This is a genomic window from Sedimentitalea sp. (assembly GCF_039973035.1).
GTDB lineage: Bacteria > Pseudomonadota > Alphaproteobacteria > Rhodobacterales > Rhodobacteraceae > Sedimentitalea.
On record NZ_JBDWLR010000009.1, the window covers coordinates 1 to 22,586 of the forward strand.

A 22,586-nucleotide genomic window follows, 5' to 3' on the forward strand; every position below is an offset into this window, starting at 1 on the left:
GGGCCGATTTCTCGGGGACGGTGCGTATGACGGCGAGGGCGTCGTAGACTGTCTGGTGTCGAAGTTTGGACCCGAGATAGAGATCATTGTGCCACCTCCGAAGAACGCGGTTCACGGCGCGAATATCAGGCGCAATCAACACATCGATGCCATCGCCGAACATGGCAGAATGAACTGGCAATCCCAGACTGGATACAATCAGAGATCACATGTTGAGACCCAGATCGGCGGTTGGAAACAAGTCATCGGTGATCGCCTGCAAGCGCGTGATTTTGACAATCAAATCGCTGAAGCGCAAATTGCCTCAAACGCACTCAACCGCACGACAGCTCTCGGTCGTGCGGCATATGAGCGTGTCTTCTGAGACCAATGGGTTTGAGACAAACTCGCCTAAAACTTGATCCCTGCAACATGGTCAGTCCGATCCCCCTTAGGTTCTGAATAAATGGTATAGGATTCAGAGCTCGGCTTCGTTGATTTAGATTAAGCGAACAGGGCACCGAGAGGTCGTCCTAGATTTTCGACCAGTTTTCCGCCGGTCTAAGCTATAGCATTGGTTTCATGTCAGGCCGCGGCCTTGAGGTCGTCGCTATGGATATCATATGCCTCGGCCGGCTTCAGCAAGCCGTGGGATGATGGCAGCGCGCCAACGCCTTCTGGGCTTGATCTCGAACCGGCGCCCGGATTCAGGTTTGAGCATCTGCTTGATCTGGTCATCGCTGTGGTGTTCGCCCCGGACTTGTTCCAGAACCGCCAGCGCGTTGGTCTCATTCTCGGTGATGGTGAAGAAAGCGGCGTTGGACAGGCTGATTTCTCCGGCTTTCAAGGGGTCGATTCCGCCCCCACCTGGAGTCGACCCCAAGATTGGAATCTTAATGATTGTTGGTTGAGCGACCGCGATGTATAATTTGTGCAGACTTCAGCCACTGTCGCAGGTCGGAGGCCTCCATGTATAGCACTATTCTGTTAGCTTATGATGGGTCCATCGAGGGACGACTTGCTCTGCGCGAAGGCGCGCAGTTGGCGCAAATCTGTGGTGCTCGGGTGGTGCTCTTGGCTGTCGTCGAACCCGTGTTCGATCCTTACTTGGCCGGTGAAGTTGGAGCGTACAGTCAGCGCGAGACGGCTGGAGATCTAAAGAAGATCCTCGACGAAGGCAGGGAACGTCTATCCCGAATGGGGCTGAGTGCAGAAGTGCGGCTGGAAATGGGGCCGGCCGCAGAGCGGATTACCTTCGTGGCACAAGAAATCCTTGCCGATCTGGTCGTCGTCGGGCATCACAAACAAGGAATGATGGCGAGATGGCTGCGTGGATCAGTCACAACATCCCTAAGCGACAGTCTGAATTGCAGTTTGCTGGTCGCTCGTCTTGAAATTACCGACGACGATCTGTTCAAAGCGGCCGAGACGAACTCGTCGAACCAATAGGTTTGCTTTGAAGGAGCTGCGGGAGAGGCATTGTCATGTGGGGACGAGCCTTGATGGTGTCGTCTAATCGCGATCGGTTTTGCTAGGCCTCCGAACGGCATTGTCAGTGGGATCTCGCGTGCCGATCTTTAAAGCATGCTCGGACCTTGCGGGCGGCACCAGCGAACGTGCGGCTTCGTCGAGACCGCGTCCCGGCGAAGGGACATCGGAGAACCGGCGCGAGCACCAGGTTCAGTTTGGTTTCGGGGTCGAGGCTGGGGCGGATGGTTCCGTCTTTCGGACCCGTCGTTGTCGATCATCCGGGTACCCCGACTACGGTCGGTTGGGTCAGCCGAAATGGTGTGTTGTCGTTCCACATCCGGTGCGGCACCACTGCGAGACGTCGGGCGATGGCGACGACCGCGCGCTTCATGCCACGTCGCTGCGCAACCCGCATGCCCCAAGTCTTGAGCCAGTTCTTCGATTGGGAACGATAGAGCATCACTGGGGCCGCCCGGAACAGTGCGGTCCTCACGGTTCGATCCCCGGCGCGGCTGATCGCGCCTCGGCGTCAGCCCGAAATGCGGGCCCACCATCTTCGAAAATTGAAACCGCACCGGGTCGTCGATGCCGGCCTTCACATGCAGAGCAATGATGGCGCCAACTCCCGGCGTGGTCATCATCAATCGGCAGACCCGGTCTTGACGCGCGGTCTGGCGCAAACGAAGCTCAATGCGGGTCAATTCCGACCGCAACCCGGTTTGGCCGCGCAGCATCGAGGTCACCATGACCGTCAACATTTCGTTGCCGCCCGCCAGTTCGCGGGCGCGTTCCGGCAACCGCCGACGGCTGATCCGCCCGAGCTTGAGTCCGAACCCGCGTAACAGGCCCCGCATCGAGAGCTTGATGCTGATCATCGACTTCTGCAGTGTTCAGCGCGCGCTGAGCAGGGCGCGCAGTTCCTGCGCCGACACCGATTTCCAGTGCACCGGGCGACAACCATCCCATCTGTGGTAAAGTCGCGTGTGCGCGGAGGACGAGTAGCGCATAGACGACGATCTCGCGTGGGAAGCGGTAACCTTTCAGGCGGGGCATGGTGGATGGAGCGCTCATCGAAAATGGTAAGACAGCCACAGGACCCCAAACAAGTTGGCGATGCCACTTGGCGATCCCCATCACGGTCGTGCCAAACGAAAACCGCTATGATGCGCAGCTTTACAGGAGATGCCGAGCAGATCGCACCCTGGCCGGCGTAGCTCTCGCCATGCCCGCTTGACCCGTTTCCGTCTGACACGGCTCCAGAATCAGTGGCGCTATCTACTTCGGGCGCTCGATTTCTGGGGACAGATGTGCAATACTATCTGGGGTTGCTGGGCTCGCCCAAGATCGACCTTTTTGGAGAACTGTCGCAGTATTTTTGGCGATTTCCAGTGCACGGGTGTTTTAACAAACGATTTGCGCGAGTCGTCGTTCGTTCCCCAGGCGCGGTCCGACTGTGGCGCGACTGCTCGCAGAAAAGATGAACCATTGGACATTTTGGGTTCGATAAAGGGCGAGAGTCAATCGACCAGCGGATTGCGCGATTTTCTGCCAAAGGTCGCGCAAAGCACGGCCCCCGTTCTCATTACCGGTGAGACCGGCACCGGCAAGGAACGCGTCGCCGAAGCCGTGCATGTGCTGAGCCGCCGCAAGGACGAACCGTTTGTTTCAGTCAATTGCGCAGCGCTTCCCGAGGGGCTGATCGAGACCGAGCTGTTCGGCCATGAGCGCGGTGCCTTTACCGGCGCGGTGGCGCGCTATGACGGGCGCGCCGCCCAGGCCGACGGTGGAACGCTCTATCTGGACGAGATCGGCGAGATGAGCTTTTACGGTCAGGCCAAGCTGCTACGGTTTCTCGAGAACGGAAGAATTGACCGGATCGGCTGTGATGACAACGTGACCGTCGATACACGAGTGGTTGCCGCGACCAATCAGGATCTGGAGGCGTTGATCAGCAAGCGGCAGTTCCGCCCCGATCTGTATTACAGGTTGAACGTCGCCCGGATCGAAATCGAACCGCTTCGCAACCGGCTGGATGATATCCCCACTCTGGTCAATAGTTTCATCGATGAATTCAACCGGCGCGACGGTCGCGATGTCGGCCCGCCCGATGGCAGCCTACACGAGCTTCTCGAAGATTATGACTGGCCCGGTAACGTGCGCGAACTGCGCAACATGGTCGAAGCGGTGTTCATCGACCCACCGGACGGCCGGATTTCCGTGGCCGATTTGCCCCCGGCTTTTCGCAGGTTGATCGCCGGGCATCGCACAACGACCATGAACGAGCGCGACCGGTTGCTCGCGGCGCTCAACCGCACAAAGTGGAACAAGGCCGAAGCGGCGCGGCTGCTCAATATTTCGCGCATGAGCGTTTACCGCAAGATCGCGAAGTACCGGATTGCGCAAAGCCCGCTGATCCCACGATAGGAACCGAACGTCAGGGCCCGGGCATCGCCTCGGCGCGCACTTTGTCCATTCTCCAAAAGCCGCTGATCCCCTGTAACAAACAGGTGTCACACTGTGACACCGCGCTGTGACAGATGCGACGGCGGACTGCCGCAAAACCGGGAATATCGGGGCTGGCACGTTTCTTGCATGTATTGAAAGAAACGGATGGAGACCTGCCGATGACCGACGAAACTGTACCCGGCAACAACGGACGAATGATCGTCGCCGGCTATGCCAACTATTTTGAAGTGGGTCACAACGCCTATGAATTCCTGCTCGATTTCGGTCAGGTCGATCCGCAACGCGGCAAGGCCGTCATCAACAGGCGCTTTGCCCTTGGGCCGACCCATGCCAAGTTGTTGATGCGCCTGATGACACGGTCGGTGGCTGAATTCGAGCAGGAATTCGGCCCGATCGCGGATGTCCGCGATGACGATCCTCTCGCCTCCGTTCTCAACTGTTCCCCCGAATTCGAACGGCGTGCCGAACAGGCCCGTCGCAAAACACGTGCCGAGCGTTCCGGCACCGACGCCCCAACAGACAGGTGACCCCAATGCGCGCAGACCTCAGCCCGAACCGCATCTCGATCAGCGACCGCTATCCCATGCTGGGATTCACGATCCGCGCCCATGGTGGACCGCAATACGCCGAGGTGGCCGTCGCAACGGACCCGACGCTGTTCGATGATCCCTCGAAACGCTCCCCTGACAACTTCTTTTCCACCGCCTCGATCGGCCCCTTGCCCATAGAACAAGACGAGGCCGTGTATATTCTGCCACCCGAGGTGCTCGCCCGGTTTGTCGGCAAGGAACGGCTCTATTTCGCACTGGCGACCAAGCCCGCAGGGAATGGAGGTTCCTATCAGGTTCAGGTCCGACCCGACGCCGACAGCATCTATATCTCGTTGGCAGGCCTGACCGGACGCAGCCTGCGGCGCGTGCGGGTGTTCCCCAGCCGTGGCACACGAGGCACACCGCCGGGATTTGGACAGAACGGTGAAGCGGTCCTGCATTGGGCCGGCGATTCCGACCGGACGGGCACCGAGGCGACCACGCCCGCCGCTGGTAATGGCGGCGCTGCCGCAGGCAACAAAACCGCCGCGAACGGAGCGGTTTCGGCCACCCCGGCACCCTATAATGACGGGTTTGGCGATCTGCCTCCGCTGCCCGACGATGACACAGAAGAACCTGAAGCAACCAACAGAACGCAGGACGGCGCCGAAACCGCCGATCAAGATGCCACCGGCGAAGAGAACACCGAAACCGAAGCAATCGCGGCAGCCTTGGGCGTCAATGCCAACACCGATCAACCGGTCGTGCGTGACATCGAAGTCGAGGAACAACACCCTGCACAAGCACCGTCGACCGGTTCCATGGGGAGCGCGCTGCGCCTTGCATTGCGGGCAATGGAATTCAGCAATCCCGCCTTGGCCCTGTTCATGACCGGCGTGAGGGCGGCCAATGCCGCGGGCCTGTCGGTCGCCATCGGGCCAAGCGTCTCTGGTGGTTTTGCAGTCGGCGCCGGTCTTGGCTACGGCATCATCTTCGCTCCCGACGACGAACTCGGCGTCTACGGGTCTGCCGAACTTGACCTCGGCGCAATCTTCTCGCTCAGCGCGACGGTCCAGTTGACGGTACTAAACGGCGGCGTCGGGGCGTTTTCCGGCATCAGCTATGTCGCTGGCTTCTCTGCCGGCGAGGGTATCGTCGGCGGCGGTAACGTGATCTTCGACAGCGCGCACCAGTTTCTTGGCGTTACGGTCCAGATCGGCATCGGCGTCGGCTCGCCACTCGATGTCTATACCGGCGTACAGCGTGGCGTCGCCGAGCAGCTTGGCTTTGCAGCCGCCTTTGGCCACTCTCCAGTCATAGCCGAACCTTTGCTGCGCGACAGCGCTGTAGATGCACGGCGCTATGTTCCGGTGTGGCGCGACCTGCTGACCTGGAGCGTGCCATCGTCAATCTCCTCGTCCGTGCGCAGCCGTGGAATGAGCGTCCAGACATTCAGAAGTGCCAACGGCGATCTGAATATCGACAGGTACGAAGTCCGGATCGACCGATTGCCGCGTGGCAAGACCGCCGAGAGCCTGATCCGGCATATCCGCGTCAACATCGCGGATTTCGTGGACGAGCGGAACACCGAGTTTAAACCATACGCGGCCGCCGACGGCACAAAATGGCGCGGATCTTCACCGGTGGGTTCGGTGTTCAACCTCGATATCGCGGGCCCGGACAACGCTGCTGTCGTCGCGTCGATGGTCACGGCGCGCAAATGGCGGTTCACCACCCTGACGGCCCCCGATACCGGAAGCCATCCGGTGAGCGGGCACCGCGAATTCGGCATTCGCAACTATGGAGATAGCAAATATATCCTGTATACGCGCGGCGCAGACCGGTTCACCTATGCCAATACCGGCGGCATCGTTGATACAGGGGCTTTCTTTGGGTCCGATGATCTCTGGGAGAGCTTTCAGGAAAAGGTTGTGGCCTATGTCAACCGGAACGGCGGGTCGGCGACCGTTCTGACGCCGTTTCAACGACAGTTCTCGTGGCCGGTCGCAACCGCCGCACTCAGCCACAGCCCGGCACGGTCCGGCGGCGGCGCGGCTGCCCCGGCGCACGCCCTGGGGGTCGATTCCGATCCTTACTCTATCGAGATTAAGTACCGGATGTTCATTCCCTCACCGGTGATCAGCGGTCCGATTTCGGACGACTACGGCGGTGATGGGCGTGGCTTTTCACACGCCTCCGGCAGCAGCCGCGGCGAGATTACCGCCAACGTCAAACTCACCCCCGGCATGGGGATCGATCGCGTGCGCATCGCAAACCGCTCCTGGGGGGAATCCACCGCCTATGACAGCGATGATACCTTCCATGTCTCCGGCAAACCGGACTGGTGGCTCGACAAACGATCCGGGGCGCGAGTGACGGAGCGCGATACATTGCGGGTCAGCGACGACAACCTGAATGTCTTTACCGGCACCTCCGGGAGACGAGCCATCCAGGCGGCACTCGAAAACGCCTCGGTTGTCACAGTGCATGCGACCGGTGCCATGCCATTGCAATCTTTGGCACCGGATATCGACGCCGATGTTGCAGTCTTCTTCCGGATGCATAACGGTGCCATCCAAATCAAGGCGGTCGGTCAGCATGACGGTTTTCCCGCGCATGAGCTCTATGTCAACCGCAAGTCGATCTATCGCTACGATCCAGTAGCTGCCGGCAATGGACCGACATCGCTCGTTGGATATGGCGATATCGACGTCGATACCAGCTGGGTGACCGTTGCCCGTCCGGGATCTTCGGCACAGGCCCTTGGCTTCAATGAGAGTTTTACCATTAACTGGGACGACGTGCAGCAGGTTGCCCAGCCGACTAACCTGAGCTGTTGGGCTGCCGCGGCAGCGATGGTTGTCGGCTGGCGCGACCGCATCAGCCTGTCGCCGCGTACCATTGCCGAAATTGCCAACCGGCCGATTGCGCAGGGGCTGAGTCCGAACGATTTCAACCATCTGGCACAGGCCTTGGGCTTGAAGGCGGAACCCGGCCAAAGCTACTCCAAGCAGGCCTTCCGCGATCTTCTCGAAGAGAACGGTCCGCTTTGGGTCGGCGTCGCTTTGCCGTCATTGCACGCGATCGTCGTCACCGGCCTCTATTCAGAGGGCGATGATCTGTATGTTCGCATCACCGATCCCTGGGATCGCGCGGTCGGTGCCCCCGGCAGCCCCGGTGGCTATGCCAGCACCCATGTCACCGGCAGCCGCTACATCATGAAATGGGAGGATTTCGTTGCCGAGTTCAACGATTTTGCCGCAGCCCATGCCTCGATCAAGCTGCAAGTCCTGCACGCCGATGGCACCGATGGCCATACCTTGAACACCGGCGGCGACCTTCCGCCCGGCTATGCCGCAGGCTTGGGTGACCTGCCTCCAGCTACAGCACCTTCAAACACAAACGAGGAAGCGCCGCACTCTCCCCCCACTTCGACCCCCGTACCCTTGCCGCAGATCACCATGGCGAACATCACCGCACCGATTGCCCCGGCATCCGTGACCCAGGTCAGCGGGCCGAACGGTGTCCCGGTCGATCAGCGCTGGACCGACAGCATCACGCGGGTACTGGGCGCAGATCATGCCTCCGCATTGTCCGGGCTACCAGCGCTGGCCGCTGAACGTGGCTGGACCATTGCGGTAGGTCCGGACAGCGCCGAAGGCTATGGCGCGGCAGGGGTCGGCGTTGGTCCGGGCGGAACCGTGTTCCGCTATGGTGCGCCGACACCCGCAGCCCAGGCCCTAGCAGGTTCAGCTCGCCTACTTTTTACCATTGCCGAAGGCATGCCGGATCTCTTCACGCAATGGGCGGCGGCACGGTCGTTCTCGACCGACGGCGATGCGACAGGCGCGGTATTGCTGGATGCCGAGGACATGCCTCTGGCGCTGGCAGTGCGGCTGCTTCCCGGCCCCGGCCTGCGTGCCCGGATCGAGGAGATTGCCGAGGCAATCGCAACCGGTTTCCAGTCGGCGGCCCCCGCACCCGCTGCGCGCCAACCCGCGCCAGCTGCGGAACCACCAATGGAACCGCCCAAGCAATCGCAACCACTGGATCCGGCAATTTATGGCCAGCCCAGCACAGGCAACGGAAGCGGAAATGACGGTACCGTCGCGGCGCTTGGCGTTAACACAGCCACGCCGATGCCCGTGATGCCACCAATGCCGGCACCCGTCCCCGATGGGTCCGTAAGCTCTGCCCCAATGCCGATCCCGAACGGCACCGGCGTACCCGGTCAGCCGCAACCCGATGACGATTTCCCGCCGCCCGGCGTCACCATCCACCTCTCCGATGTCGAGCGAAGCGGCGTGCAATATCATCTGTTCCTGATGGACGGCCCGGTGATGCCGGAAATGCCGCCTGCGATGGAGCAATCGCCCATCCCCGGTCAGCAGATCGTGATCGATGACTGGCCCTATCTTGATGGCGCATCCGGGCGCAGCAAAGGCGGCATCGTGATCGACTGGTCCTACGGCGCGGGCGCGGTTGCCAACGTGCGCACCGCACCGGCCGGGCCCGCAGCACGGGACGGCTGGTCGGTGGACGTGCGCACCGGCATCGCGCCGGGCCGCTCGGACGCCGACGAAACCCGCCTGACCGTCACCATTCGGACGCGCTTTACCAAGGCGGGCGAAGAGACGCGTACCGGCGTGACAGAGGTTACGCTCTCCGGCTCTGGCAAACACGAAGTCGTGCATCGTGACGTAACCGCCGCTCCCGAACTGATCCCGGCATAAGGAGTGGCAGGCGTGACCGGTACCAGCAAAAACGGGCTGCCACCGCCACCCCCTCCTCGCCGGGGCGGTACCGCCGCCATGGCCACGCCTCTGGCACGCGACATTTTCGGCAACGAGATTGTCGAGCCGGTGCCCCGGCAGGACCCGCCGCCCGCTGTGTTTGGCGAAATGGAACAGAAGAAGCCCCGTGAAAAGGCGGTCGATGCCCTGGGCCGCCGCACCGGTGCCTTGCTGGACGAGATTGATTTTCCCTCCTTCGTCGCGTCGCTGATCGATGGCACTTTCAACGGTATCACCGACAGCGCAATCAGGCAGATGGAAGCGTATTCCGATCTGATCGCTGCGGTGGCCAAACCGCTCGACCAGTTCACCGAGGAAAACGTCACCCGGAATCAGGCGCGTGATTGGCTGGCTGAACAGTATCCCAATGACGTGCGCCTTGAAAATGCCGGGCCGGAATATCGGCTGACACCCAATACAGCCGACCCGGACGACATCGCCGAGCCGCCCTCGTGGCTGGCGGATTTTGGGCTGGAAGGAAACGACCTGTCACCCGAGTTTCTCGAGGATTCGTTATTGCCTGCCGCGCGCGAACGGGTTGCACAGCAACGCCTGTCGACGCTCGCGACCATGGTGTTGACCGGCATGAACCGCGTGATCGTCCGCGACGGGACAATCGGCGCGCGGCTACGGTTCCGCGCGTCGGCACAGGACAACGCTTCGCTTGAGTTCGCCACATCCAGCGATCCCGGCTCGGGGGCGACGGAATGGGGAAGCCGGGGATCGCGCCGTGGTGCCTCGGTGACCAAAGTATCGACCATCGACGTCAACGCCCAGTCGAACTCCGAACTCGAGGCGCGGCTTTATGGCGATGTAAAGATCAATTTTGCATCGGAGACACTGCCACTGGACCGGTTCATGGATCAGGCGGAACTGGCGCTGCTGGAACGGCACTCGCGCAACCGCGCTGCTGCCCGTGCAACCACGGTCCAGCAACCTGCGCGCCAAACGATACCGTCATCCGCGCCCGCCAGTGCCCTGCCCGCTGCCCCGTCGCCGAGTGATGGAGGCGAGACATGACCTCTTTGCGCCCACTCTCGGAATCGTTGGCGGAACTGGCAGACAGCGCGCTCATGTCGGCGAAAGACGGAATGGCAAACGCGTCGCTGCGGGTGACGTCGGTGGAACTCTCAGTCCCGCTCGACATCAGGTTGTTCGAACTTGACGGGGCGCTGCTGGGCGATCTGCCGCGCTTTAGGCGTCGCACCGCATTCGATCCGGAACCGGCCCGGTTGTCGATTGTTCTGGGGGAGGCACCGAAATGAACGTGCAAGCAACACTTCCCCTGGAAAACTTCATTCAGGCGGTCCAGAGCCAACTCGACAAGGCACAATCCGCGATGGCGGTCAAGGCGCGCAATCTGAACTTGCCGATGACCTTTGCTATCAAGGATATCAACCTCGACCTGCGCGCCCATGTGGAGTTTTCCGCAGGCGAGATCCGCATTCGCCCGGCTGGCGCTAACGAGGGAGAGGCCAGCGTTTTCCACATCGTGTTTACAGCCATCACCCGCCCGATGATCGAGGAGAACGCCGCCGCCCTTTCCGCAGATCCCGAGGACCAGCCCCTAGACATGCTCGAGCAGGACCTGACGGAAGAGGAGCGGCGCAAACTGGAATGGGTCGGGGTCCGCACGGTTGGCAAACTGCGCGAACTGGATCGGACGGGCAGCAGCCAGGAAATCGGTCGGGTCACCAACCTGCCGGTAGATCGGCTGCGCAAGGCGCTGCGCCGCGCGACCGTGCCGCTGGTCGAAGACGTCACGCCAGTCGACCGTGAACACGACACGCCGGGCCGGCTGCGCCGGATCATGAAAGTCAGGGGCCGCAACCTGACAGAAGAAGGACGCACGCCTCGCGTGACGATTGCTGGGCGTCCCGCACCAATCCTCAAGGCGACGCCGGGCGAGATGCTGCTCGCCCCGGAACCCGATCAATGGGCAGGCGAGCTGCGGATCGAGGCCGGGCCGGACCTGGCCACCGCCATGAGCTTTGACCTTTCTGCCTTTGCCGAACCTGCCTCGCCGAGCGCGTCCAATGGTGCGGTGCCGGAGATGACGACGGAGGGCACGCCATGACACGCCCCCCGATGAATCTCGCGATGCCATGGGCCGATCCTGACGACCGGCTCTATTCCTCGCCCACCAGCTTCCTGGTGAAGTTCAAGCTGGGCGAGGCACCGGGCCATGCACCAGCAGCGCTAGACGTCTTTCAATGCTGCCACGACCCGGCGCATCATCTGGACGGCGGCCCCATCGACCGGGTCGTATCGCGCTATGCAGGGGGTGTGCGGGCCGCGCGGCTGCATGCCGCAGCGCGAAATCTGGATCGGGTCGGTTGTAGGCACCAAGGCTATGACGATGTCGAAGAAATCACCGGAATCGCCCGCACCTACCTGCTGCGTGTCCCAAGCGGCGCGCCCATAGCTCATATTTGCGATTGCCTGCGGCAACTGCCCACCGTCGAAAGCGCAATGCCGAACTACATCGCTCTGACGCCCTTTGATGCCGCGCCGGGGCTGGAGCGCCCGACGCGCACCGATGACGAAACCGCCTGGGCACCGCGCCACATGGTCGGCTTGACCGAAGCGCTCGAACTGGAGCGGGGCGACCCCGGCATCCTGGTCGGCCTAATCGACAGTGGCGTCGCTCCGGGTCATCGTGAACTGGCGGGCAGTTTTCGGGCGGGTGGATATGACACGGTCAAACTGCAACCGGGCGATGTCGCGCCGGGGGTGCGCCTGCTTGGCGACTACAGCGACGACGATACCGAGCCCAATGACGATTTCGTCGGCCACGGCATGGGCTGTGCCGGAATCATCGCGGCGCAGGGGCTGGAAATGCCTCCGGGGCTGGCGGGTGCCTGCCGAATTCTCCCGATGCGTGCGCTCGGCGCTGCCAAGGTGCCACAAAAGATCAACCCGATCGGGCTGGGCGCGATCGCCGATCTCGATCTGGCGGCTACGCTGGCGGTCAATCTCGGTACCAAGGTCCTGAACCTGTCATTCGGAACCAGTGACGCCCTGCTGGTTCCTGGCATGCCGCGACCGCACGAGGACACCATAGCCTATGCCGCCGCGCGCGGCTGCGTGATTGTCGCGGCGTCCGGTAACAGTGGGCAAGATGAAATCTTCTGGCCCGCCGCCTTTCCAAACGTCATCGCCATCGGCGCGGTCAATGAACAAGGACAGCCGGCCGACTTCTCGACCCGCGGAGATCACGTGGCCCTGTGCGCGCCCGGCGCACGGATCCTGACCACCTCGCTGAGCAGCTACCAATATGCCACGGGGACCAGCTTTGCGGCACCGTTTGTGGCCGCTGCCGCCGCTCTGCTCGTTTCGCGTGCGGCCAGCCGCGCTCGACCGCTTAGCGGCAGCGAAGCCCGCGATATCCTGATCCGTTCCGCCCGACCATTTCCGGGCGGCGTACAACATTCCGGCTGCGGTGCCGGTATCCTGGATGCCGCCGCAGCACTGACGACCCTGGATGAAATGCTCGTCCATTCACCCGGACCCGGAGGACTTCGCCATGCGGCCTGATCCTCTGACACACGGTCCGATCCCGCCAGACAGCACAATCAAGGAGACTTGAAATGGCACTGTACGAAACCCGTTTCCGCGATATAGCAGCGCGGGAAACCAAGGCTCAACTTAGGCTCAGCAACCGCAAGGCCCAGCTTGATAAGAAAATCGCGGACAACCTGCCCCTTTCCCAACCGGAAAAGGACGAGTTGGACCGCATTACCGAAGTCCTCAACATCTGCGGCGCATCGTCACCGCCCGAGGTTGTCGATCCGCTTTTCGTCGGGATGCGCGAACTGTTCGTCAGCGACGACTGCGCGCGGCGGTTCATGCTGGTTTCGCAAGACGATGGGACGCTGATCTTCAAGGACACCGCTCCGCCCACGACGTCCGGCAGCAAAAGCAGTGGCGGCGGTGGGTCTATGCCGGACGACGAAGCCATCGTTCTGGCGGCCCTGACCTTTGGTCTTCTGGATGTCGATGGCGCCGAAGGTCCGCCGGTATTCAAGGCAGCTGGCAAGACACCCGGCGGCTATCAGGTTGTACCGGACAAGACCCATCCGCAATGGAACGCGCTGACCCAGCAATTCTATGCCGCCCTCGGCGAGGCCAAGGGCTTTGAAGATCTGGCGCGGATGGTGCTGCCAATCCTGTCGCGAGAAGGCGACCCGGATGGCAGAGGCGGACGCAAGCCCGAGGTCAACGCCACCGAATTCGCGAACGTCATGCGCGAATTACATCGTCGCGGTATCACCACGAACGAAATTCAGCTGCGCCGCCGTGTCAACGAAGCACTCAACCGCTTTCAGCACATCAACGATTCCGGCCCGTACTCCAAGGTGATCGCGCCTGACAACGGCATCAATCCACCGGATCTGGAGGCCGTCGAGCGGTACAACCTCGTACCCGACAACATCCGCCTGATGGGGGTGATGATCGTGGCCGCGATGTTCGACGAGATCCGGGCCTTTCAATGTCTGGACTATTGCGTCGAGGCCGACCAGCGCGGCGAACTGGTGCTCGGATCGGGCGATGCCGGCCGGTTGCTCTACAACTACTGGCGCGACGCCCCAAACCGGTTGTCGGAACTGGAAAGACGCACGTTCTGCGCCCAGACCATCGGCGTTCCGGGCGGCGAGCCCGGCACCAAGCGCAATGCCGAATGCCAGCCGCTAATCCTGCACCTCTGCTCGAACGTCTCCAAGCTGATCAACATGCACAGGGAAGCGGAGAATCCCTCCTATATCTTCCAGCAGCGGGTGCGGAAATCTGCACGCGATCTTGCGGCGAACCTGTCATTGCATGGTTACGGGATGGCGTATTACGCGGCCGACGAGCTCCAGAAACAACTCAACTTCGTGATCGACGTGCTGTCCAACCCGGAAATCCGGGCCAACTTCGGTGCCCGCGACATGTGGCAGGTCTGCGACCAGATCAACACGCTGCACCTGCCCGGCGGTCCGCGGAACACACTGAAGTACCAGACGCTTGCAACCTGCGGCACGATCATCACAGCATGGCTGGCCGACAACACCCAACGGATCATGTCCGCAACGCGCGCCCTGATCGACATGGGCGAAGTCCGCAACCCGTCGCCCTATCCTCCGGGACAGAAACCGATCACCCACCCGCACGACTTCGACTTTGTCAATGCCTGCGAATTGTGGCTGTCCGACAGCGGAATCCCGGACACCCGGACACTGGAACTGGCAGCCGTCCGCGATGCCCCGGTCCAAACCTCGCGACCGATCCAGATGCCGTCAATCGTCGAGGACATGCTGGGAGACATGGGCGATCTCGGCGTCAGCTTCGGGCGCAATTGAGCGGCCCCGGAACAAGGAGAAAAGCCGATGTTCACCCAACCGCTATCCAAGACGGTGCAACGCAACCTTTCGCGATGGGCCAGTCACCTGCACACGGCCGACCCATCGCGCGACCTTTCCGGACTCATCCGGCGCACCTTTGTCAGGGACGACCCAGCCAGCTATGCACAGAACATGCTGATGCCCATGGCGCTGCCGGTCGAGCCGTCGTTTTCCGAAGAACAGGCCGACAAGATGCGGGTAACGCTGCAACCCCTGCCGCCGGAAGCGCCCGGTGTCGATCGCCGAGACGAGGCGACTGCCACCATGCGCGACCTTGTCAGCGGTATGGCCGGCAGCGAGGCGCTGCGCTGGTTTGACCGCGCCTCCGAGCCCTATCGCGGCTTTCAGCACAATGGCGGGCTGGAATACGGTGCCTTCTTTGGCACCGCGCATGACCGAAACGGGCTGTATACATCGAAAGTCTACTACGAAACGCCACACGGATCGGGTGCAATCGACGGGCTGCCGCGACAACTGATCCGAACTGCCATGACCGCGCTGCAAGGGGTTGCGGGACTGGTGCCGCTGTTCACGACGATCGCGGCACGTCGCGACCTCGGTGAGCAGCGCCTGACCTTTGCCTGCACACAACCTCTGAAACTGGCCGATCTGCAACCGACGCTCGATGCGCTTGGGCTGGGACACCGGCTGGGCAGCATCATGCAGACACTGGGTCTCGTCCTTGGTGGACGGTTCGAACTGCCGGCCCATTCGGTTCTTTTGGCATTCGGTCATGGTTCGGACGGGCCGGATTTCGAAATCTACGTGCTGATCGGAACGCTTGAAGATGTTCCGCCGAGCTTCCTCAGCCTGATGACCATGGGTTTGTCAGAGCGGCCCCGCACGCTGCGCGCGCTGGAACGTTGGATGGGCGCGTTTACACCGGACAATCAGTATTGGCCCGGACGGTTTTCCATCATCAGCCTGAGAACCAACCGCGTCCACCCGCCCCGTATCAGCCTCTATCTGCGCCCGGCGGAATTCGAACTGGCCGAGGCGGAGCCAACGGCAGCCTGAAACGAACGACGAAGGAGCCATTGCGATGTTTACCCCTCCAGAGAACCGGCAGCCGGGAAACCAAAGCTACAAGCCCGACACCACCGTACGTCACGAGGTGCAGAAGATCCTGCGTCAGTCCGAGGCGTTCAACGCTCTGGATGCACCGAAACAGCAGCAACTGGCACATGACATGGCCAGGGTCACGGACTATCTGGCGCGCCCGGACGGCTTTGACGGGCGCAAGGTCGGCGGCGTACCGATACCCGCCCAAGCACAATCGATCTTTGGCAACACCGACAGCAAAGCCGCCGACGAAGCCTCGTTCGACGAACGCATGGAAGCCGTCAAGCACATCGCCGCCGACGATTTCGAGGCCCAGGCGGCACGAGAAGGGGCCGAGGTCGCCGGGTTGCTTCTGGAAAAGGTCAAGTTCTCCGAATTCGTGGGCGGGCTGATCCAGAACGTCTTCCAGAGCATCGTGACCTCGTCGATGGAACAGATGGAACAATATACCCATCTGATTGCATCTGTCGCCACCAGCCTCAAGGACTTCATGGACGAGAACGTGTCGGAAAATCAGGGCCGCGATCACATGGTCGACAAGTTTCCCGACCTGTTCGAAATCGGTGAAAGCGATTGGGGCGGGTTCGATGACGAAAGCGCAGGCCCCAAGCTAAAGCTGCGCGACGGGGTGGACGAGACCGACGCGTTGCAGCGGGTCAACAACTCTATCACCTTCGAGAACGGAGAGCTGAAATCGCTCGATCTCAGCGACGCGCAGGTTGAAAAGGCGCTGGTCCACAATGCCCGCATCCAGCTCGCCAAGCAACGGCAGCAGATGATGGCATCACTGGTGCTGATGGGGATCAACCGGATCGTCGTTACCGACGGGCGGATCTCGGCCAAGATCCTGTACGATTTCCGCGCGCGCGACAGGCAGGTCCAGCGCCGGTCGGCAACCGCAATGGATGTGGCCCGTGACCGATGGGGAAATGTCCAGACCACGCGATCGGGCGAAGGCGAATGGGACAACAAGAGCGAGGTCAATGTCGACAAGGGAGATGACGAGGACGAGGGTGGCTGGGATTCGAGCTATTACACCAAGGGCAAGTACAAATACGAAAACAAGCCGGTGATCACCGCGCAGGCAAGCGCGATGACCGGGTCCGTGAACGAGATCCAGACCAAGGTACAACTCGCCGGCAATGTCTCGGTCAACTTCAAATCCGATTATCTGCCGCTCGAAAAGATGGCCACCCCCGGTATGATCGCCGCAATCCAGGGCAATTCTACTCCAGTCGATCCAAACGTTCTTCCCTCGGCACGACAGGCCCCGCAGGCCGGGAGCGACAACGCGTCTGGCGGGTCCGGTTCGTCGGCAGGGTCGCTGCCGGCACCACCGAACGCATAAGGTGATGTAATGGCCGTCGCCCCACACCCCGGCTGGACCAGCCCCGAAGCGCTCGAGACCGCCCGGAATCAGACCAAGGCACTGCTGACGGCGCTCCCGTCCTTTAGCGCGCTTGGTGAGGATGAACGGCGCGACATCGCCGGCGCAACCGCCAAGGTGCTGTCATATATGACCGACCCCGACGGCGTATTCGCTGAAGCAGGCCTTGCACCGCCTCCGCCCAATGCGCCGATTGCCGAGCCAAGCGCGCAGACCCTTGCCGATGCCGTGGAACAGACCAAGAAAAATCTATCCGAAAGCCCAGGCTTCGCCGGCGGGGATTTCGAAGCGGGCGCGGTTGAACAAGGCGTCGAGCAATACGGCGCGCTGGTGCAAAAGATCGACTTTCCGAAATTCGTCGGCGGATTGATCACCAATGTCTTTCAAGCGATGATCGAGGCCAGCATCGAACAGATGCACGCATATGGTGAACTGATCGCCAATGTGTCGAAAACGGTAGATCAGTTCATGGTCGACAATATCGGCGAGGCGGCGGGACGCGACTATCTCGCCGAGAAATATCCCGGCGATCTCGGGATCGGCTTCAGTTCGACCTCCGACATGTTTGCCGAGGACAGCGATACGGCGACGACCGTGGCCCGTGTCGAGGCAACGGGGGACGAACCCGAAGTGGCGTTGGCCCGGATCAGCAAGGAGATGAACGTCAACCCGCCGGTGATGGATCTTTCGGACGCGGATGCCGAGCTTCGACTGGTCACGGCGGCGCGGATCGAAATGGCAAAGTCGCGGCAGCAGCTGCTGAGTTCCATGGTGATGCTGGGCATTAACCGGATCGTCATCACCGACGGGTCGATCAGGGCCAAGGTGATCTTTGACATGCGCGCGTCCGACACAGCAAACCGCGGCTATACCGCCTCGATGCACGACCAAAAGACCGACCGGTCAGAGTTCCATGCCCGCGCCGGGTACGGCGCCTGGTATTCGCCGGTGTCGGGATCGATCGGCACCTCGACCAGCCATGAACATGTTGCGACGGTTGGCTCCGCCGTGGACGAGTCATCCGAATCCAAGGCCGAGGTCAAATCACGGTTGTCCGGCGAGGTGCGGGTGAATTTCAAATCCGACTATCTGCCGCTCGAGAAAATGGCGACGCCGGGAATGATCTCGACCATCCAGGGGAACTCTACCCCGTTCAACCCCAACGCCGAACCCGCCGAGGGAGGCACATGATGAGACAACGACCGCTCTTTGGCTATGCCGCCGGAACATCACGCCCGTCCGAGACCGAGCTGGCTCGCCTGATTGCCGAAGGCGACCGGCATGCCGGGGATGCCCTGTCATCGGTATTTGCCATCGGGCTCGACATGATTGGCGATATCGAGTTGCCGCCCAGTGCGGCGGTGCAGGTCGACCGGGCCCAGATGCGGGCGCTCGGGGCGTTGTATCTCGCCGCCGACCTTGAGCCTGCGGGCATCATCTCGTCGGTGGAAACGCTGGCAACATTATCCGCGACCGGGGCCATCAACGTCGATCTGGGGCCGGTGGCCGAACCGTTGCACACCTTCTGGCGCGCGCGCAACGAACGCCCCAGCCCGACAGAGCGCGCGGCATTCTATGGCCGCCTCTTTGGGTCGTCATTTGGTTCGGTTGGTGCCGACGGCATTGCCAATCGCGATTTTGAAACCCTGATGCTGGAATTGTGCGAAGCCATGTACCGGATGGACGAACGGCAGATGGTGTCTTCGCATCTGGATACTGCCAGCAATGCCCGCATCCGGTCGGCGGCGCGCAGGTTGCTGGGCAACCTGGTGCGCGCAGGTGGCGGCGTGACACCATTTCTGGCGGCGGAACTGATGACGGCGCTAAAGCGGGCGTTGGCGATCCTGAAACACATGCACTTGCGGCAGGTGTTTGCCGCCCGCGATATCTGGGATGTGGTGACGGCCATTCAGCGACAGGCCCGCACCCGGTCCGGCGATCCGCGTGTCTTTGTCGAACGCGGCCGGGCGGGGATGACGATTATCGTCTGGCTGGCCGAGGCCGCCCAGAAGTTGCGCCAGTACGGCCAGCCACTGATCGCTCCGCAGGACCCAATCACCCGGTCGGCGGTTAACTGGTTGCAGGCGTCGCTGACGGTCAGCGAATGGCAGGCGCAGGCGGCTCACCCCCCCGCTTCGCCTGCGGCAGACGGCGGGCTTTGGGGCAATTCAGGGAATGGCGGTTCGGACTGGTCCGACCTGCGGTTGTGACGAATGTCTGCGGCGTTCGCCTCATCAGCATTGCCAACCCGGACCCGCGATGATGTCCGGCACGGGGTGCGCGCGGTCCTCACCGCGGCGCAAGGCTACGATCAGCTGGATGAGAAAACGCGTAAGGAGGTCGCACAGTCGCTCGTCCGCATTTCATCGACGGCCTTGAACCTCGCCGACGAGGCGGGATCAAAGCCCCCCTCGCCGATGCCTCGGGCAATCCGGCAACCCGTGGCGCAGGCCCAATCGGCGGGCGATGCGTTTTCCGGCACCGCCGTCGACCGGATCGCGCCACAGACCGAACGTATCCTGAACGCCGTGTCCTTTCCACGGTTCGTGGGCGAGCTGATCACCGGCGTCTTCAAGGCGCTGAACGACTCCAATCAGGAACAAATCGAATCCTACGTCGAGCTGATCCGGAACGTGGCTGCGACGACAGACGGTTTCGCCGACGCCAATATCGGCGACATGGGGGCAAGGCAGTGGTTGGTGGAGCGGTTTCCGAATTCGTTTCAGATAGAAGGTGACGACGCGGAGGACGGATTTGACGATCCCGCCGAAATGACGTCGGAGGAACGCGCCGAGTGGCAGGCCGAACGGGCCGCGAACCAGCGTCTGGCGTTGCTGCCGGGTGGTGAGATGCCGTCAGTGGGCGCGCTGCGGACAGCGCTCGGCCTCGCTCCCGGAGCCAACCTGCCTTCTGGCAGCCCGGAGGCGCTCGTGGGTCCCGTACGAGGTTATTTGGCCCGCAACCGACAGCAGATGCTGGCTTCGATGGTGATGATGGGGATGCAAAGGATTGTGATCGATTCAGGTCGCTTGAATGCGGCTATGAGATTCCACATCGATGCCTCGAGTGCTGCCTCAGATGATCGCGGTTCGCGGTTCGATTTCCGTAACGAGTTGACGGCCGGAGCCAAGGCGCAGTTCGGACCGTGGGGTGCATCGGCCAAAATGAAAAACACCATTGGATATGTATCGACCGAACGCACCCAGACCGAGGAGGAGTTGAATGCTGATCTTGAGCTTGATAGCGCCGTAGAACTGATCTTCCGTACCGACTACGTGCCTCTTGAGCGATTGGCAGGGACCGGCGACGTCAACCGCATCCGGGTCAATGCCCTGAACCCGACCGAGGAGCGTCGAATTGCGTTGGAAACACGTTCAGCACGCGAACAGCGTCGCACCAGTCAGCGCAATACGCGGGCCGGTCACCTGAACACTGCCTTGCAACCTACAAACTTCTCGCCCGACCAGGATCAATTGGACATCCCCGAACCGCGTGACAGCGCAGAGCAGGAACAGCCGGCAGAGGAAGCAGAGACCGAGACAACCGAAAGCGAGGCCGCGACCGAAGACTCTGCCGCCGAGAGTGGCGAGCAAAGCAACGATGTAGCCCAAAACGGCAGCGGTGAAACCGAAGCTGCCGAAGCGGCTCCCGCCGCCTGAAGCTCGACCGAATCGAGAAGCGATGGCATACTCAACCATAGCGAGTGAAGAACAATGACCCCAGCCGCCGCCCTTCGTATTGAACCGAGAACCACGCTGCACGTGTCGACATGGATATGTCATACGGCCAGCCTCTTACGCATGAGCAATGAGGAGTTGACCCGTTACCTCGCCCGGGCGGCGCGGGAGAACCCCTTGCTGGACACGAGGCCGCCGCGCGCTGGCGGTCATCCCGTGGTGGATGCCGGACGAAACCTCACTGCCCCGGACCAGAGCCTCTATGCGCATATTTTCAGTCAGATCGGCTGTGTCTTGTCTGCACCCGAAGATCTGCGTGTTGCCGCCTGTTTCGTTTCGGCCCTGGAACCCAGCGGCTGGCTTGGCAAGTCCGTCGATACGATCGCGACGGACGCATCGGTATCGGTGTGTCATGCCAAAGCGATCCTGCAAGTGATGCAGGGTTTCGAGCCCGCCGGAATCTTCGCGCGAAATCTGGCGGAATGTCTTCGGCTCCAGCTTGCGGACCGGGGCCAGTTTGATGGCGTGACGGAAACGGTACTAGACAACCTGCAAGCGTTGTTGGATGGCGGCGTCGCGTCACTTGTCGCGCAGACCGGCCTGACGCGTATGCAGGTCGAAACGGTTCTGCATCGGCTGCGGCACTGCGACCCGAAGCCGGGCACGCAGTTTGATTATGGTGCGGCACCGATCCGCGCGCCCGATGTGATTGTTACACGCCACGCCGATACTTGGCGCATTGCATTGAATCATCCCGCTTTGCCTAATGTGACCCTGCACCAGATCGGCCCGGATTGCCCGGCCGAATGGCGTGCCATGCAGGATGCGGCCAGCGGGCTGATCACTGCGGTGGAGCGCCGAAACCGAATGATGCTGCTGGTGGCGCGGGAAGTGATCGGTCACCAGATCGGCTACCTGGAGCGCGGTTTGACAGGGTTGCGACCGCTTTGCCGCGCCGATGTCGCAGCGCAGCTTGGTGTGCATGCCAGCACGGTTGGGCGGGTGGCAAAGGGCCTATTGGTGCAAACCCCGAGCGGAATGCAGGAACTGGCGCGCTTTTTCTCGAGGTCACTGGGCAAGGATCACAGAGCACAGATGTCGCGCCGCAGGATTCAGAACCGGATACGCCGTTTGATTGATCGTGAGGATCCGGCCAATCCGCTATCTGACAGCGCCATTGCGGCAAGGCTTTTGAACACCGGCACCCGGCTGTCGCGCCGAACAGTCGCAAAATACCGCAGCACGATGGGCATCCAGAAAATGCAGGATCGAACGAACTCCTAGAAAGTTGTGATTGGCGAACCACCTGCCGTTGCGGCATTTCAGCCGACAGGAGATCTGGAGCAAACCGACATCCAGCATCGCAACGCACGCCCCAGACCGAAAAGCCACAGTTTCAAGGCCGTGTTGCACAGATCAACTGCAACTCGGAACGCGCCCTCCTCGAGACGGAATCTAAGCGGTGCGTTCAAAACGTGGGCGGCCAAGTCCTGTCATCCGGTTGAGAACCCGGACGCCAATCTTGGCTTCTGTTTTCTGATTTTCGAATTCGCGCGCCTTCAGCTTGGGCCCAATAACTGCCTTCCAGCGGCCCATTAGAGTTTCGCCTCGGCTCCGTTGATTGTAGCCCGAGGTCTTCTGCCAAGCCATCCGCCCGTGGGCCTTGATCTGCGCGATAGCTCGGTCACGTACCGTCGGATGCAACGCCGCGTTCGGGCTTAAGGTTGCGTTTTTGGGAGGCGGGATCGCAATCTCGATCATTGCGCCAAAGCGGTCGACGAGAAGATCGCGGGTTGAGCTGCCGTCGTAAGCGCCGTCTGCCAGAAAGTGAGAGACCG

Annotated in this window: 18 protein-coding genes and 2 pseudogenes; 17 read left to right on the plus strand and 3 right to left on the minus strand. The window is 61.6% G+C overall.

The features are described 5' to 3' along the window. Positions 1 to 364, plus strand: a pseudogene (locus ABJO75_RS01270) (IS5/IS1182 family transposase); the annotation flags it as partial. Between the two features lie 234 nt (positions 365 to 598). On the opposite strand, the gene ABJO75_RS01275 reads toward ABJO75_RS01270, so the two are convergent. Beyond that, positions 599 to 826 carry a hypothetical protein gene (locus ABJO75_RS01275; protein WP_348126842.1) on the minus strand — a complete coding sequence of 76 codons (228 nt, stop codon included), beginning with the start codon at positions 824 to 826 and terminating at the stop codon, positions 599 to 601. 122 nt (positions 827 to 948) lie between these two features. Here ABJO75_RS01275 and ABJO75_RS01280 point away from each other — a divergent pair, with 122 nt between their 5' ends. Beyond that, a complete protein-coding gene (locus tag ABJO75_RS01280) occupies positions 949 to 1,428 on the plus strand; it encodes a universal stress protein (protein ID WP_348126839.1) in 480 nt (159 codons plus the stop codon). 295 nt (positions 1,429 to 1,723) lie between these two features. Here the strand turns inward: ABJO75_RS01280 and ABJO75_RS01285 are convergent, their stop codons facing one another. Further along, positions 1,724 to 1,942, minus strand: a complete 219-nt coding sequence (locus ABJO75_RS01285) for a hypothetical protein (RefSeq protein ID WP_348126836.1) — start codon at positions 1,940 to 1,942, stop codon at positions 1,724 to 1,726. 197 nt (positions 1,943 to 2,139) lie between these two features. Between ABJO75_RS01285 and ABJO75_RS01290 the strand changes: the two genes are divergently transcribed. The 15 genes from ABJO75_RS01290 (at position 2,140) to rpoN (ending at position 22,032) form a co-directional block, all read left to right on the plus strand. Then, complete coding sequence (locus ABJO75_RS01290) at positions 2,140 to 2,424, plus strand: hypothetical protein (protein WP_348126833.1); 285 nt, start codon at positions 2,140 to 2,142, stop codon at positions 2,422 to 2,424. Between the two features lie 510 nt (positions 2,425 to 2,934). Then, entirely contained in the window at positions 2,935 to 3,873 is a 939-nt protein-coding gene (locus ABJO75_RS01295) for a sigma-54 dependent transcriptional regulator (RefSeq protein WP_348126831.1), read from the plus strand. Positions 3,874 to 4,073: 200 nt separating this feature from the next. Then, on the plus strand, positions 4,074 to 4,442 hold the full coding sequence (locus tag ABJO75_RS01300) for a DUF3467 domain-containing protein (protein ID WP_348126828.1): 369 nt from the start codon (positions 4,074 to 4,076) through the stop codon (positions 4,440 to 4,442). A gap of 5 nt (positions 4,443 to 4,447) precedes the next feature. Then, complete coding sequence (locus ABJO75_RS01305) at positions 4,448 to 9,178, plus strand: papain-like cysteine protease family protein (protein WP_348126825.1); 4,731 nt, start codon at positions 4,448 to 4,450, stop codon at positions 9,176 to 9,178. A 12-nt stretch (positions 9,179 to 9,190) separates the two neighbouring features. After that, entirely contained in the window at positions 9,191 to 10,258 is a 1,068-nt protein-coding gene (locus ABJO75_RS01310) for a hypothetical protein (protein ID WP_348126822.1), read from the plus strand. Further along, the gene (locus ABJO75_RS01315) at positions 10,255 to 10,503 is read left to right on the plus strand and encodes a hypothetical protein (protein WP_348126819.1); all 249 of its coding nucleotides are present in this window, start codon (positions 10,255 to 10,257) and stop codon (positions 10,501 to 10,503) included. Before ABJO75_RS01310 ends, ABJO75_RS01315 begins: the two co-directional genes overlap by 4 nt. After that, complete coding sequence (locus ABJO75_RS01320; protein WP_348126816.1) at positions 10,500 to 11,315, plus strand: hypothetical protein; 816 nt, start codon at positions 10,500 to 10,502, stop codon at positions 11,313 to 11,315. Before ABJO75_RS01315 ends, ABJO75_RS01320 begins: the two co-directional genes overlap by 4 nt. Then, positions 11,312 to 12,775 carry a S8 family serine peptidase gene (locus tag ABJO75_RS01325; protein WP_348126813.1) on the plus strand — a complete coding sequence of 488 codons (1,464 nt, stop codon included), beginning with the start codon at positions 11,312 to 11,314 and terminating at the stop codon, positions 12,773 to 12,775. Before ABJO75_RS01320 ends, ABJO75_RS01325 begins: the two co-directional genes overlap by 4 nt. 53 nt (positions 12,776 to 12,828) lie before the next feature. Then, entirely contained in the window at positions 12,829 to 14,580 is a 1,752-nt protein-coding gene (locus ABJO75_RS01330; protein WP_348126810.1) for a hypothetical protein, read from the plus strand. A gap of 27 nt (positions 14,581 to 14,607) precedes the next feature. After that, positions 14,608 to 15,639, plus strand: coding sequence for a hypothetical protein (locus ABJO75_RS01335; RefSeq protein ID WP_348126807.1), 1,032 nt, complete (start codon positions 14,608 to 14,610; stop codon positions 15,637 to 15,639). A gap of 25 nt (positions 15,640 to 15,664) precedes the next feature. Continuing rightward, the gene (locus tag ABJO75_RS01340; RefSeq protein WP_348126804.1) at positions 15,665 to 17,032 is read left to right on the plus strand and encodes a hypothetical protein; all 1,368 of its coding nucleotides are present in this window, start codon (positions 15,665 to 15,667) and stop codon (positions 17,030 to 17,032) included. 9 nt (positions 17,033 to 17,041) lie between these two features. Then, positions 17,042 to 18,262 (plus strand): hypothetical protein, encoded by a 1,221-nt coding sequence (locus ABJO75_RS01345; RefSeq protein WP_348126801.1) that lies wholly within the window; start codon positions 17,042 to 17,044, stop codon positions 18,260 to 18,262. Beyond that, positions 18,262 to 19,281, plus strand: a complete 1,020-nt coding sequence (locus ABJO75_RS01350) for a hypothetical protein (protein ID WP_348126798.1) — start codon at positions 18,262 to 18,264, stop codon at positions 19,279 to 19,281. The genes ABJO75_RS01345 and ABJO75_RS01350 overlap by 1 nt, the downstream gene beginning before the upstream one ends. A 3-nt stretch (positions 19,282 to 19,284) precedes the next feature. After that, positions 19,285 to 20,730 (plus strand): hypothetical protein, encoded by a 1,446-nt coding sequence (locus ABJO75_RS01355; RefSeq protein WP_348126796.1) that lies wholly within the window; start codon positions 19,285 to 19,287, stop codon positions 20,728 to 20,730. 54 nt (positions 20,731 to 20,784) lie between these two features. Next, the gene (gene rpoN / locus ABJO75_RS01360; RefSeq protein WP_348126793.1) at positions 20,785 to 22,032 is read left to right on the plus strand and encodes an RNA polymerase factor sigma-54; all 1,248 of its coding nucleotides are present in this window, start codon (positions 20,785 to 20,787) and stop codon (positions 22,030 to 22,032) included. A 171-nt stretch (positions 22,033 to 22,203) separates the two neighbouring features. Here the strand turns inward: rpoN and ABJO75_RS01365 are convergent. Then, positions 22,204 to 22,586: pseudogene (locus ABJO75_RS01365) on the minus strand (IS5/IS1182 family transposase); the annotation flags it as partial.